Annotated in this window: 9 protein-coding genes; 4 read left to right on the top strand and 5 right to left on the bottom strand. The window is 41.9% G+C overall.

Going from position 1 to position 13,918, the window contains the following annotated elements:
- The first annotated feature begins 658 nt into the window (after positions 1–658).
- From AB0756_RS10370 to AB0756_RS10355, 4 genes are all read left to right on the top strand, one after another.
- Positions 659–2,848 (top strand): NHL repeat-containing protein, encoded by a 2,190-nt coding sequence (locus tag AB0756_RS10370; protein ID WP_038076378.1) that lies wholly within the window; start codon positions 659–661, stop codon positions 2,846–2,848.
- A 306-nt stretch (positions 2,849–3,154) separates the two neighbouring features.
- Complete coding sequence (locus AB0756_RS10365; RefSeq protein WP_038076375.1) at positions 3,155–3,940, top strand: PIG-L deacetylase family protein; 786 nt, start codon at positions 3,155–3,157, stop codon at positions 3,938–3,940.
- A gap of 113 nt (positions 3,941–4,053) precedes the next feature.
- Entirely contained in the window at positions 4,054–5,157 is a 1,104-nt protein-coding gene (locus AB0756_RS10360) for a glycosyltransferase family 4 protein (protein ID WP_038076373.1), read from the top strand.
- Between the two features lie 347 nt (positions 5,158–5,504).
- Positions 5,505–6,593, top strand: coding sequence for a glycosyltransferase family 4 protein (locus AB0756_RS10355; RefSeq protein ID WP_038076413.1), 1,089 nt, complete (start codon positions 5,505–5,507; stop codon positions 6,591–6,593).
- A gap of 93 nt (positions 6,594–6,686) precedes the next feature.
- Here AB0756_RS10355 and AB0756_RS10350 read toward each other — a convergent pair whose 3' ends face one another.
- The 5 genes from AB0756_RS10350 to AB0756_RS10330 all read right to left on the bottom strand — a co-directional run bounded on the left by AB0756_RS10350 (position 6,687) and on the right by AB0756_RS10330 (position 13,889).
- Positions 6,687–8,183, bottom strand: a complete 1,497-nt coding sequence (locus AB0756_RS10350; protein ID WP_038076370.1) for a glucose-6-phosphate isomerase — start codon at positions 8,181–8,183, stop codon at positions 6,687–6,689.
- A 120-nt stretch (positions 8,184–8,303) separates the two neighbouring features.
- Positions 8,304–9,278, bottom strand: a complete 975-nt coding sequence (locus AB0756_RS10345) for a glycosyltransferase family 2 protein (protein ID WP_038076368.1) — start codon at positions 9,276–9,278, stop codon at positions 8,304–8,306.
- 100 nt (positions 9,279–9,378) lie between these two features.
- Positions 9,379–10,413, bottom strand: a complete 1,035-nt coding sequence (locus AB0756_RS10340) for a glycosyltransferase (RefSeq protein WP_167844610.1) — start codon at positions 10,411–10,413, stop codon at positions 9,379–9,381.
- Between the two features lie 187 nt (positions 10,414–10,600).
- The gene (locus tag AB0756_RS10335) at positions 10,601–11,626 is read right to left on the bottom strand and encodes a glycosyltransferase family 2 protein (protein WP_038076365.1); all 1,026 of its coding nucleotides are present in this window, start codon (positions 11,624–11,626) and stop codon (positions 10,601–10,603) included.
- 1,108 nt (positions 11,627–12,734) lie between these two features.
- Complete coding sequence (locus AB0756_RS10330; protein ID WP_038076364.1) at positions 12,735–13,889, bottom strand: glycosyltransferase family 4 protein; 1,155 nt, start codon at positions 13,887–13,889, stop codon at positions 12,735–12,737.
- Between the last annotated feature and the right edge of the window lie 29 nt (positions 13,890–13,918).

The following is a 13,918-nucleotide window of genomic DNA, read 5'->3' as shown; positions in this document are numbered from 1 at the left end:
TTGAATCAATTGCATAAAGTTTGTAAATCTTACAATACAAATTTTAATGGCTGTTAATTTATAGCAATCCTATTTAAGATCTGAACAAGAGGGACAAGGGAGACAAGGAAGAGGTGTTTGTAACTCAGTTAGGACTGCTATATAACATAAGCCATCTTTGAATTAATTTTTTTATCTAGTTGGGCAAAAAATAGTTTGAGTATTATTTAATACTTCCCCGTAATTGTCCAATAGATTAAATAAAATCATTGAATTTTTACATCCCATAAAATTATTTGAGTATTTAAAATGACCTAATAAATAATAATGTAGGATAAACTTCAGGCAATGAATTAAAATCTATTTAAAAAATATGTTTTTTTGATAAAGTTTTGGTAAATATTAATGATGGAAATTCTACTCTCAGTATAACTAGGATAATTTTTAATGTGAGGTATGGCAAATTAATAAGACTTATGGGTTCAATTGATGGTTTCAAGAAGGGGAGTTTTTATTGTAGAAAAATAAGACGAAATAGTAAGGGGTTAAATTTTAATCATGTATAAAAGGGATACTCAGTATATGAAGGCGAACAGCAGGTAGACAATTTAGCTGTAGAGAAACTATACAGATGTAAGTGTGTAGCGATATTGACTAATAATATTGAACCAAAATATATATGTTTAACCGTTACAAACAAAGTTTATCTCAACGCAAGCACTTTCTACAGAGGAAGTACTATAGGTTTGCACTAGCTCTAATTGTTGGTGCGATCGCAGCCACTTTTATAACAACATACTTTGTTCCCAAAATTACACCTGCTGCCAATGCTTACACAACGTCTTGGATAGCAAATTCGTTTGGTGGAGCAAAAAAGTGGGTGCAAATTCAAATCAGTGGAATGTACGTTGCTGCTGATGGTACAGTTTATACTAACAGTCACTGGGATGAAGCTGGTCGAGAAGTAGGAATATATAAAAATGGTGATGTCATTGGTTTAGCTGATGATTTACACGGATGGGAAAGACTTGGTGGAGTTGCTGTCACGGCTGATAAAAATTACCTTTACGTCGCTATGTCCCAGCGTCTGAGTGGGAGTCCGGGAGAGGATTACCCACCCAAGGGAACAACTTGGTACTGTGTAAGACGCTACAACAAGACGACCGGAAAAACCGCTCCGTTTTCAGGTGGTCGTGGCTGGGATAAAAGTATGGCGATCGTCAGCACCAAAAGCCAAGTTACGGGATTGGCAAACGCGGGTTCGGAGTTGTATGTAAGCGACTCGGGAGGGAACAAAATTCGAGTCTACGATACAAACACAATGAAGGAACTCCGCAGTTTTTCTGTTTCCAACCCAGGTCCGCTCGCTGTTGATAGCAAAGGCAGTCTCTGGATTCTTCCAAAGGAAGAAAGCGCTGCTTCTGGTAAGATTCTCCATTATTCAAAACAAGGAAAGCAATTGCCAAGTAGCATCGCAGATGTTGCCAAGCCGAGTGCGATCGCAGCTGATAATCAAGGCAAGCTATTGATAGCGGATAATGGACCTCGCCAACAAGTACTGATCTACAACATAACGGGAGCCAAGCCAGTACAAGTAGGAACATTAGGTACAAAAGGTGGGATTTATGCAGGTGTTCCCGGTGCTGTAGGGGATTTAAAGTTTGGTGGTATTGCTGGAGTCGGTGCAGATGCCAAAGGTAATCTTTACGTTGCTACTGATGGTTTTAAACGTTCCGGCGCACAATTAAAACAATTTTCTCCATCCGGAAAACTACAATGGCGGTTAATGGGTTTGTCATTTATAGATAATGCTGATGGAGATCCCGCCACAGACGCTGTAGATGTTTACACAAAAGACGAACACTTCGTCATGGATTACAGCAAACCTCCAGGGAAACAGTGGACTTATAAAGGTTTCACCATCAATTCCTTTAAGTATCCTCAAGATCCGCGTTTGAATACCGCACCCGACGCCCCCTTCTTCCGCCGTATCAAGGGCAAGCCGTATTTGTTCCTCACGGATATGTACGGTGTCTTTCTTCAAATCTATCGTTTTCAGAAAGACACAGATGGGGAAATTGCTATTCCATCGTCCATGTTTGTTGGCACTTACGAAGGTAAACAGGCCATTCAAGGAACTTGGCCACCCAATCAACCAAAATCAGGCGAATGGATCTGGCGGGATAAAAATGGTAATGGAGCCTTTGATACTGGTGAATACGATAACAGCCTAGATCATCCGTATATTGGCGGATGGTGGGTAGATAGCAAAGGTGATGTGTGGAAAACTCTGCGAACGCAGGATGGTGTTGGCATTCGGCATTATCCTTTACAGGGAATAGATAACAAGGGCAACCCCGTCTATACTTATAAGTCCATGGAAAAGCAGAAGACTCCCAGCTTCTTTACCGATTTACGCCGAATAGAGTATTTTCCCGAAACGGACACTATGTATTTAACGGGTTATACCAAAGAAAACCCTGCCATTAATGGTGATTATGCAAAATTAGTGGGATCGGAAATTGCCCGCTTTGATAATTGGAGTAAGGGTAATACCAAACCTCGTTGGCGGATTGTTTTTCCAGTCGATAAAACTGCCCCTCCTGAAGTGCTAACTCCTTCAGCAGTCGATGTTGCAAAGGATTATGTTTTTGCCGTCAGCGTCAAAAAGGCAGAAGTCTACGTTTACAACGCGAAAACGGGGGTGCTTGTTAAAACATTACAACCCGGTCCTGAAGTTGGGAGTGAAAGTGGTTGGGTGGATATCCCTTATGGAGTCCGGGCTTTCCGCCGTTCCAACGGACAATACTTAGTGTTTGTTGAGGAAGATCACAAAGGAAAAGTCATTATGTACCAAATGGGAGGGTAAACGAAATTTTCTAATTTGCCAGTGTAGAAAAATGCAAGCACCATAAAAAGCGGGTTACTCTGAAGTGACCCGCTTTTTTGTGAAAAACACCCCTTAAAACCTGGGGAATAGTACTTGTCAATTAATTTTTCAGTTCACACTGTCCAATATCTTAGTAAAAGTACAAATTGTTGCGTAGATAACAGAGATTACAATAAATTTATATTTTTTTAGTCAAAAGTGAACATATTTTGAATAATAAAAAGCACAAATTAAAGGATAATACTGAAAGTGTGTTTTTTAAATCTTCGTAGGTTCCGAAAATACATGAGTATAAAAGAAATTCTGAAACGAATACAAAAACAAGTGCCAAACACTTGGCTTTACCCGATACAAGATGTTCATTCTAGCCTAATTTTTTGGTGGCTTTTACGTCGTGGCAGTCAACCGGAAACCTTTAGCGAAAAATCTGCTTTGGTGTTTTCACCCCACCAAGATGATGAAACCTTTGGCTGCGGTGGTACGATCGCTTGGAAAAGGGAACGTGGAATACCTGTTGCAGTGGTCTTTTTGACAGATGGACAGGGTGGACAGAGTTCCGATTCACCCTTAGGGCGCGAAATTGTTCAAATTCGCAAGCAGGAAGCCTTAAAAGCTTTAGATATTTTAGGAGTAGAAGCATCAAGGATTCACTTTTTAGATAAACCTGATGGAGCTTTACCAGACTTACAACCCGAACAACGAAATGAGACAATTGAGCAAATAGTTCAACTGATAAAGCTTTACAATCCAGAGGAAATTTATGTTCCTCATAGAAAAGACTGTCATAAAGATCATGAAGCTACCTATACACTAGTAAAGGAAGCCATAGGCAACGCAGGTGTCAAAGTAGATCTATTGCAGTATCCTATTTGGATATTTTGGCGAGCTCCTATTTTTCTCATGCTGAAATTGCAGGATATGGCAAATGCACGCCGCCTTTCAATTACTTCTGTTCAAAATAAAAAAAGTCAAGCAATTGCCTCTTACTGCTCGCAGCTAGGAGGTTTACCAGGTGGATTTGTAAAGCGGTTCTCAAGTCATTATGAAATCTTTTTCAAAGTCATCCAGTAGGTAAATGTTTTATGAGGATTCACTTAGAGAGCCGGTTGCCTTTGTATATACTAATTACACACACACATACAACTAAATAAACATAGTCAGCGACCGCTGTGGAGATAATATAAATGCGTATACTACATCTTACAAATCACGTAGAGAAAATTGGGAACGGGATCGTTAATGTGGCGGTAGATCTTGCCTGTCAGCAAGCAAAGTTAGGTCATGATGTGGCGGTCGCATCTGCAGGAGGAGAATTTGAAACGCTCCTACACAGTTATGGCATTACCCATTTTCATCTAGACCAATCAAGAACGCCCATCAAGCTTTTAAAAGCAGCGTGGAATTATTTAGACATTGTGCAAAAGTTTCAACCGGATATCGTCCACGCCCATATGATGACGGGGGTTGTATTGGCTTCTGTTTTAAGAAACTCATCATACCGCTTGGTTTCTACAGTACACAATGAGTTTCAGCGGAGTGCAATATTTATGGGATTGGCTGACCGCGTCATTGCTGTCAGTCATGCAGTTGCTAAATCAATGGAACGACGGGGTATACCACAGAGCAAATTGAGCGTTGTTGCCAATGGAACATTAGGTAGCCCCCGCCATCGGAGCATCAAGGAATACCAGCCCCTACCCCTACACCGTCCCGCAATTACGACTGTTGCAGGGATGTATCAACGCAAGGGAATTGGTGAGTTAATTGATGCTTTTGTAGAAATTGCCGATAAATTTCCCAATGCCCATCTTTATCTGGTGGGAGATGGTCCCGACCGCAAGATGTTTGAGGAAAAGGTGAAAGGGACAAAATTGACAAATCGCATTCACTTTGAAGGTTTTCAGACAGAGCCTCAAAAGTATATGCTGGCGTCTGATATTTTTGTCCTAGCTTCATACAACGAGTCCTTTGGCTTGGTTTTGACAGAAGCACGGGAAGCGGGATGTGCGATCGTGGCTAGTGATGTAGATGGTATTCCTGAAACATTAGACAATCGACAAGCAGGTATTTTAATACCACCTAAAGATAGTCATGCTTTAGCAGACGCTATAACAAAACTATTGAGCGATTCTACTGAACTGCGTAAGTGGCAATCTGTCGCCCGACAAAATTTAGAACGATTTAGCAGTGTACGGGTTAATGAAGAAACTCTAGCTATTTACCAAGAATTATTAAAGGAGCCTTGTAAAACTGGACACGAGCCTTGTAAAACTTCAGTGGTTTTGTAGCGAATTTACAATGAAGGTAGAAGTAAGAAAAGCCCGAGGTAGAAAGCTCAAAAGTTTGGAAAACAGGGTTTTGAATAATTTCTTATAGCGCCTCTTGTTTAGTCATACTGTATTAGGAATCCTGTATCATTTATAAAAAACTTTTAGTAGTGTAGGTAGGTTTTCTGCTCTACCAAACCCCTACCACCCGCTCTCTGCCCCGGACGTTTTCTTCTTATTAAAAAATATTAGGATTCTTAAAAGATTCTTTGAAGTTTTTTTTTCATACGCAAAATTTGGCAAATCTATCCGGAGAAACCTAACTTCTTTTGATTGATGTTATATGTTTTAAGGAAGAGCCGAATTCAATGCGTGTTCTGCACATTTTAAACCACGTCCAAGAAATCGGTAATGGAATTGTCAATGTGGCGGTAGATTTAGCTTGCTTGCAAGCTAAAAATGGTCATGAAGTAGGTGTTGCTTCTGTAGGTGGAGAGTACGAGACACTGCTCGCAAGTTATGGTGTCAAACACTTCAAATTGGATCAAACAAGAACGCTCATCAATCTTCTGAATGCAGCTTTGCGTTACCGAGAAATTGTTAAAGCGTTTGAGCCGGATATTGTCCATACCCATATGATGACTGGGGTTGTACTGGCAAGATTGTTAAAGGCTTCATCTAGCTATGGTTTAGTCTCTACAGTACACAATGAATTTCAGCGCAGTTCAACACTCATGGGTTTTGCAGACCGCGTCATTGCAGTCAGCCATGCCGTTTCTGAGTCAATGGCACAGCGCGGTATTGCCCGACAGAAACTGAGGGTTGTGTCTAATGGGACTCTGGGAAGTGTCCGTGGTCGAAGGCTTCAAGAGTACTTACCAATGCAACTGCATAAACCAGCAATTGCAACTGTTGCAGGAATGTATCAGCGCAAAGGGATTTTTGAGTTAATTGATGCTTTTGCTCAAATTGCTTGTGATTTTCCAGATGCCCATCTCTACTTAGTAGGCAATGGTCCCGACCGTCCTATCTTTGAAGAGCAAGCCAAGAACAGCCCTTTTAAAGACAGAATCCATTTTGAGGGCTTTCAAGCAGAACCACAACCCTATATGTTAGGTTGTGATATTTTTGTGTTGGCTTCTCACCGAGACCCATCTCCACTTGTCATTCCAGAAGCCCGTGAAGCCGGTTGCGCGATCGTCGCTACACGTGTAGACGGAATACCCGAAGCATTAGATGATGGTCAAGCGGGGATATTAGTTCCACCAGCTGACAGTGGTGCTTTAGCATCTGCTTTAAAGCAATTGCTCAGTTCTCCCGATCTACTGCAGACATGGAAATACAAAGCGCAACAAAACTTGGAAAGATTAAGCGTGTTGCGCGTTCATGAAGAGACTATGGCAGTATATGGGGAACTAACGACAAACCATAATGTTTGGTCAGCTGTAAGTGGCTAGTGGTTATACCAATTCTCGCGCATTTATAAGAGATCGATCCAACTCAGGTTAGGGTTAGTAGGGGCGCGGTGGTCCTGCGTCCCTACCAACCATTTAACCCTGAGGAAAGTTATTGATATCTGGGTTTATGTTTTGGTAGTACTGAAGGTATGCTTGTTGAAAATTATTCGCTTGTTGTTGGTGTTGATAATACTTATGACCAGCCATAACAATGGCAACAAAGCCCCACAGCAACATCCCAGAAAAGGCTAGCATTGCACTACCTCCAGGTAGCGCTACAAAACAACCAAGGGCGACAGCACGGGCTGCTGCCATAAAAGCATCAAAACGATACTCAGTATATTGAAATACCTTGAGAAAAAGCAGGATCATTGACCCTAGGTAAAGGATCGCTCCAAACCAGCCTATGGTAAAAAATGTTTCTAGAATTCCGCTATCAATAACAAGTGGTAGTAGTTTGCCGTCTTTGTCAACAATAAACGTATTTCCGATACCATTGCCCAGATAGTTTGTTATAGCCCTGTTAAGACCATCTTCATAGATCTTTTTTCGGACATTTGCACTATCGTCTTTATCAAGCTCTGTTAATGTTTGCAAACGAGAATTGATTGCGTCGGCGAATGGTTCCATAGTGGTTAAGGGAACAACACAAAGTGTCATTACCAAAATCGTTACCATAAGACGCATTTGTAGTTTTGGCTTGATAGCAGTAATCATACTGAGCAGCCCGACTAACCAGCATCCCCATAAAGTCCGTACCAATGCTAGTAGGAAGGAGAGGTAGCCAAAGGCTGCGGTCGGAATAACGATTGGCCCAGTGCAATTAAATAAAAGTAACAACCCTGCCATCATCATGACGGCAAAAGGACCTGGGGATGCCATCGTACTCCAAAGCCGGATTTTTAATGGTTCTGGATCTCCAAAACTAGTAATTTTTGTACCGAGTAGCCAAAATCTATCCCACTCTGGTGCAATTAGGTATTGTATGACTCCATAAACTCCTGCGACCAACACGCCCCACAAGAAGGCACTTTGTATGCTTTTGCGGTACTCAGGATAATTTCGCCAGTTGGCAATGAAATAAAAGGCGAAGGAGATAGGAACCAGCCAATCCAAAAGGGAACGGGTTGCGGTGACTGGTGAAGTTTTAATTAATCCTATAAGATAACCATAAACTACGCCTAGGAAGGCAAGAATAAATGGTAACCCTCCCTGTCGGGCAAATTTGGGTAAGTCCTTGAAGGAATACATGGTGATGAAGCTCACCAAATATTGGGAGACTAGTATCAATCTAGACTCATCAAAGCTGCCACTGTAATAATCAATTAAGCGAGAAACGAAGGGCGTGATAAACCACATCCATAAAGTGAACCCAACGTAGAGGGCAGGATATCGAAAATACAGGAGAAGAGCAACAGCGAAAGATATGACTATGTATCCCGGACGCATAATACTGGCAGCACGCACTGCAATACCCGCAGCCGTAAAAAGTATTAGCGCTCCAATGGCTATCCAAGCGTACAGGGGTGGTGCTTGTGGAATATTATTTGCTACAGGGTATGGATTTGAGATCGGCTGCCTTTGAAACACTGCGCCACTCCAAGGTGAAAGTATCTAAATAGTTTTTAGGTAGGTCGTCAAGCTGCTGTGCGGAAATTCGTAATTTGTAACCAAGAATTTATTAATCACAAACTACGAATTACGAATTATTTACTCACTGGTTACTGTTAATAATGTCTTAGTTGATGCTTGGTTTTGGGTAGCTTGCCAAGTTAGCCAGCCTTGCCAGCGTCCCCGAACTGATGCCAACCACTTTTGCCTAGCAAAGCTTCCTTCACTCGGTAAAAATCGCAGCAATTGTATTAAACCTAAAGCTTCTTGGGTTCCTATTAACATAGCCCACAATATAAATGCTATGCGTCTAATTAAGGGTAAATGTTCCAATAATACTACGGTTTCATTGTGTACTGAATTGATCACTGCAGTTTCATTAAGTCTGTCCCGCTTGTCCTCGTCAAAACGTTGTGCGGGGAAGTGATCGACTGCAATTTCTGGATCGTAAATAATTTTCCAACCCGCTCGTTTCACTGCCAAGCATAGTGACATTTCAAAATGAACTTGAGCACCCGTACCTCTCATGCGTTCGTCAAAACCAATGGAAGCGATCGCCTGTCGGCGAAAACTCATGTTCACACCTTTGAGAAGATCGACTTCGCGGGCTTTCCCTACGCCAATGTGGTGTTTGCCGATTGCTCGTCCCCACCATTGAACGATACCTACAACTTCACTTGTACCATCATCGAGCAATTTGTTTTGCCAGTACACCCAATCTCTTCCACCCACGCCGCCAACGAGATGGTCTGACAGATAGTATTTTTCCATCCGTTCCAACCAATCGCTGTGAGGTGCTGCATCATCATCGGTAACTGTAACGATATCTCCTTTTGCTTCTTTTAGAGCAGCGTTCAGGGCGGCTACGACTCCCGGTACTGTAACTGTTACAGTTCTTAATTTTAAAGGTTCGGGGTTGTATTCTTTAATAAATGCCCAACTGTCGGTGTCTGTGTCGCGCACCACCACTAGCACTTCATCTGCCAGACGGTTTTGTCTTTTGAGTGCTTCCAAACAACGACTGAGGTCTTTTGGGCGACGGTAAGTCGGAACAATGGCAGTGATGGTAATCATGAGTTGCTGCTTAAATGATTGAGTCAGTTTATACTGATGTGTTAACAGTAACCAGTACCGGGCAGTTACTAGCGATCGCTAGTAACTGCTAACAGATAACTTAACTTACTGTGTTGAGTGTTGAACGAGCTTTAAGCTTGCTTAACCAATCTTTTACTATGCCTTTTAACTTAAGCTCTGTATGGAGCTGCCATTCAAAGAAAGGAGCCAGTCCAAAAGATAGGGCGAAAAGACGCAGCCGCAACGATGGTGAATCTCCCAATTGTTTTAGAAGAGTGACCAGTTCTGCTCGTTCCTTTCTATCAAAAATAGGCAAAAAACAATAAGCAGAGTGCAAAAGTGCCATCTTGCGTCTCTGCTTGTCTAGTACTTTTGTATCCCAACCCCGACGTTGAAAAGCGGGTAAGAAACTTTCGTTGAAAATCCGAACGTATCCCTTTAATTGCAAATGCTTGCGTTTGGATCTTGTTTTTTTAACGTCAGTCCATACTCGATAGCAAGCCAGTACATCATCTGAATAGACATTACCATAGCCAGCATCTGCTATTCTTACGGATAGATCGTAATCTTCCACGAATTCAGGACGGTTTTCATAGTACCTAAGTTCCCTTAATGCATTTGCTCTAAACATGACGATATTGGCTGCTACTCTATAGCCAGACACTGCTGCCATAAGGGCTTCATCTGCATCTTGAAACTCGTGATTTCTAGAAACTCGGCTCGTGGAACGGTTATTTCCATACTCGTCAATTTCTTGAATAGCCGTATGAGCGTAACCTGCTTGTGGATACTTTTGTAGTAGCGCAACTAATTTTTCAACATAATTGGGAAATATGACATCATCTGAGTCCAAGCGCACGATGAAGTCAGTTTTTGGCTGGCTCATTAACCAAGTGTTATTGCCAGCAATTCCCAGATTTTTTGGTTGGCGGTAATAGTGAACCTGGGAAAACTGCAGGCAGAGCTGTTCCATAACTTGAGGAGTTTCGTCAGTGCTACCATCGTCAGCAACCCAAACTTCGACATTTGGATATGTTTGACTGCAAGCACTACGCACGGACTGAATTAAATATTGAGCTTGATTGTATGTGGGAATACAAATAGCAACGGAGGGAAAATCTGCCATTGAAGTCATCTTAAGTCAGAGCATATAAGACAGAGCAATTTGTAGTTAAGGATAAGAGCCTGATTTGACTCGCAAAGCAAAGACTCCCATCCTTACTATAAAACAGTCTTATTATGCTTAATTCCGAAGAGGATCTGCAACCTACTTTTTTTTCGTTTGTAGATTTTATTTTCAGGATGACTTTAGCGTGTTTTGATTATGCTGCTTTTATTTGATTTATCGTCTTAATTTTAGTTAACCAACTCTTAACTATGCCTTTTAACCTTAATTCTGTATGATGCTGCCATTCAAAGAACGGACCCAAACCTAAGGAAAGTGCAAAAAGACGAATCCGCAAGGCAGGTGAATCTCCCAATTCTTTTAACAAATCGATCAATTCTGCCCGTTCTGTTTTGGAAAAAATGGGAGAAAAACAAGCGGCTGAATGAATAAGAGCCATTTTGCGCCGATATTTATCAATGACCTTCGTATTCCAACCGCGTCTTTCAAAAGCAGACATTAACGATCGGTTGTATATCCACAGATAAGCCCGCAACTGATCGCCTTTTCTCTTGACTCGCACACCTGCAGTATCTTTCCATACACGATACTCAGCCAATAAGGCGTCAGAGTATACATTCCCATAACCCGCATCGGACATTCTGACTGCTAGATCGTAGTCTTCGCTATACTTGAGTTGTCCATCACCATAAAACCCTACTTCTCGTAAAGCTTTGGCTTTAAACATGAAAATGCTGGAAGCAGTTCGCAATCCAGAAACGGAAGCTTTGAGTGCCTCTTCTCCACTTTGAAATTCATGCTTTCTGATGACTCGTCGTTCGGAACAGTAATTGCCAAATTGATCGATTTCCAATGTGGCTACATGACCCCAACCTGCTTCTGGATACTTTTGCATCAGAGCTACTAAAGTTTCCACATAGCTTGGAGACATATTATCGTCTGAGTCCAGGCGAATCAAAAATTCTGTATCCGGTTGGCTTAAAACCCAGTTACAATTGGGAGTCATACCCATATTTTCTGAATGACGGTAATACCGCAATTGAGGAAACTGCTGGCACAATTGTTTCATGAGTTCAGGGGTTTCATCGGTACTGGCATTGTCTGAAACCCAAACTTCTATATTGGGATATGTTTGGCTGCAAGCACTTGATACTGAATGAATGAGGTATTGAGCCTGATTATAAGTGGGAATACAGATGGCGACTGATGGCAATTCCTGCATATGATGATGGCTCCTTTGAATGAGCAGTCACTAGTTATAGTTATGGATCTACTGGGTTAACGGGAGTTCTACAGCTTCTGACAGTGTCTGTCCTAACAGTAAGAATGACGGAGGAGCAACGAGCGCGAGCGCTCTTAGCGCAAACTGAAAGAGCGCTTATCGCCCTTGGCGCAAGCCGAAAGAGTGCTTATTGCGCTTTTGATCCCCCTCTGCTGCAAGGAGGTCTGTTGTGACTTCATCGAACTCACGTTAGAGTAATAAGTGTTAGCTTTGATTGAGACAGCAATCCGAATTCAGTTGTTAAATTTTGTACAATTAAGACGTTTTGGTATAGATATTGCTAAACCTAAAGGTGAAGTTTGTTATCAGAATGCCAAAAAGTTATTTGTACCAAAATAAAACTCCTTTAGACAAAGCTAAAGAGCTTTTGAGGGAAAAGGCTGTGGAACCTTTCTCCGTTACTTAATCGGATGTACGGAAAAGTTTTATGCAAAAACAGAAAAATGTTGGGATTCTTTACATTTTTTCTTAACAGAGAGTAAACAGACTTAACTTTTGTTTGAGGTGCGCTACTTGAATTTATGACGAGATGGAGGACTGGCGTCCTTAAGAACAGTAGATACTTAGGTTTTGGTGAGCTTTAGCTCTACCTAGGTACAGCGCTTTGCGTCTAAATGGAGTACACCTCTCCCTCAAGCATTGGAGAGGGAACCTGATATGCACGGATGGATATTTCTGTACTTCACCAAGTTGAAATTTGCTGTACCGTTTAAATATCAAATAGAGTTTTCGTAGCGCTTAATGCCCATTTATTTTTTCAAATTATTCGTTCTATTATACGTTAAAAACACTACAAAGTCTATATATAAAGTTAAGGAAATTACGAATGTCGGGATGAAAAACAGATAAAGGTGAGAGGTTAGCGCTGTTTGTGTCACTAAGCGCGAGAGAATAATTGAGGCGATTGGAAGTCGCGACTATACAAATTAAGCCCGCGCAGGCGGACTTACTTGAAGAGAGCGGTTCAAATTTTCTAGGAGAGAAAGTGATGGAAGAAGGTTAGGGTTAGGGATTGGAGATGAGCAATTCTTCCTTATCCCTCTTGTCCCTAAACCCTACCACTCAAATCTTCTAACAAATCCATATAGGTTTGGGCCATTTTGCTCCAACTGTGTTGTTCTGCTATTGTTCGCGAGACTTGACCCATTTGAGTTCTCACCTGTGGGTTGTTTGTCAGGTTTGACATTGCAGCAGCCAAAGCTTCAACGTTGTCTGAGTCTGGTAAAACGATCCCCGCTTCTGGTGTGACCAAATCTGCTGCACCTGTGGAAGTAGCAGTGATGACAGGTACGCCTGTTGCCATAGCTTCAATCACAACCAAGCCAAAGGGTTCGTATCGGGAGGGGAAAACAAAGAAATCGACTGCTTTCATGATTTCTGGTAAGTCACGGCGCAATCCCAAAAAGTGGACTCGGTCATTTAGCCCCAGTGTTGCTGCTAGCTGGGGATAGGGGCTACCTTCTGTAACGCCTGCAACTGCTAAATGCAAATTCGGTACTTTCACAAGCGCGTGCAGTACCGTGTCTAAGTTTTTTCGAGGAATTCTGATATCACCTGCAAATAAAGCAAGGGGTACGGCTTCCGGAAGACCCCATTTTTGGCGATCGCTAACACCAGGAGAAAACTCTTGCAAATCCACACCATTGACAACAATCTCAATGGACTCTGGGGGTACACCAATTTCTAACAAATCTTTAGCGACCTTATCAGAAACTGCTACCACAATTTGTGTTTGACGAAAAGACTTCTTTTCCCACCTAGCATTTAAAGCCGTGTAAAACCACTGGTATAGATCGTAAATAACTTGGCGTGGATGGAATCCAGTTTTTACTGACTTTGACTTTGCCTGTTTGGAGGAGAATTTTAGCCAAGAACTGTGTACGAAATGGACGGCGTTAAGATCGCTCTTAGCCCAAGTAATCGCACCATTAGCTTTGACTGCATCTAATTGAGAGCGGTGCTTACGCAACCAAGTTGTGCTGGAAAAAGCAAAAATTAAGTTGCGAAGCAATTCAGAAGGCCATCCTTCAACCGGAATTGGAACCCAGTGAATTTGGTCGTTTTGTTGTAATTCTGGAGCTAGTTGACTTGATAACAAGGTAACATGATGACCGCGACGAATTGCTTCTTGGGTAACCTCGTAATTCACCCGACCCTGTCCATCACCTTTAATAACGCTGTGGGTAACGATGCAGAGTTTCACATTTAAGTTCCTGTATAATTTACGCCATA

Source organism: Tolypothrix campylonemoides VB511288_2 (assembly GCF_045999855.1).
Classification (GTDB): domain Bacteria; phylum Cyanobacteriota; class Cyanobacteriia; order Cyanobacteriales; family Nostocaceae; genus Scytonema; species Scytonema bouteillei_A.
Note: the sequence above shows the minus strand (reverse complement) of the source record. Positions and strands in the feature narration are given on the sequence as shown.

What these genes read in the sequence shown, in the direction of transcription:
- AB0756_RS10370 (WP_038076378.1), top strand. Translation starts at nt 659, where the DNA reads ATGTTTAACCGTTACAAACAAAGTTTATCTCAACGCAAGCACTTTCTA.
- AB0756_RS10365 (WP_038076375.1), top strand. Translation starts at nt 3,155, where the DNA reads ATGAGTATAAAAGAAATTCTGAAACGAATACAAAAACAAGTGCCAAAC.
- AB0756_RS10360 (WP_038076373.1), top strand. Translation starts at nt 4,054, where the DNA reads ATGCGTATACTACATCTTACAAATCACGTAGAGAAAATTGGGAACGGG.
- AB0756_RS10355 (WP_038076413.1), top strand. Translation starts at nt 5,505, where the DNA reads ATGCGTGTTCTGCACATTTTAAACCACGTCCAAGAAATCGGTAATGGA.
- AB0756_RS10345 (WP_038076368.1), bottom strand. Translation starts at nt 9,278, where the DNA reads ATGATTACCATCACTGCCATTGTTCCGACTTACCGTCGCCCAAAAGAC.
- AB0756_RS10340 (WP_167844610.1), bottom strand. Translation starts at nt 10,413, where the DNA reads ATGACTTCAATGGCAGATTTTCCCTCCGTTGCTATTTGTATTCCCACA.
- AB0756_RS10335 (WP_038076365.1), bottom strand. Translation starts at nt 11,626, where the DNA reads ATGCAGGAATTGCCATCAGTCGCCATCTGTATTCCCACTTATAATCAG.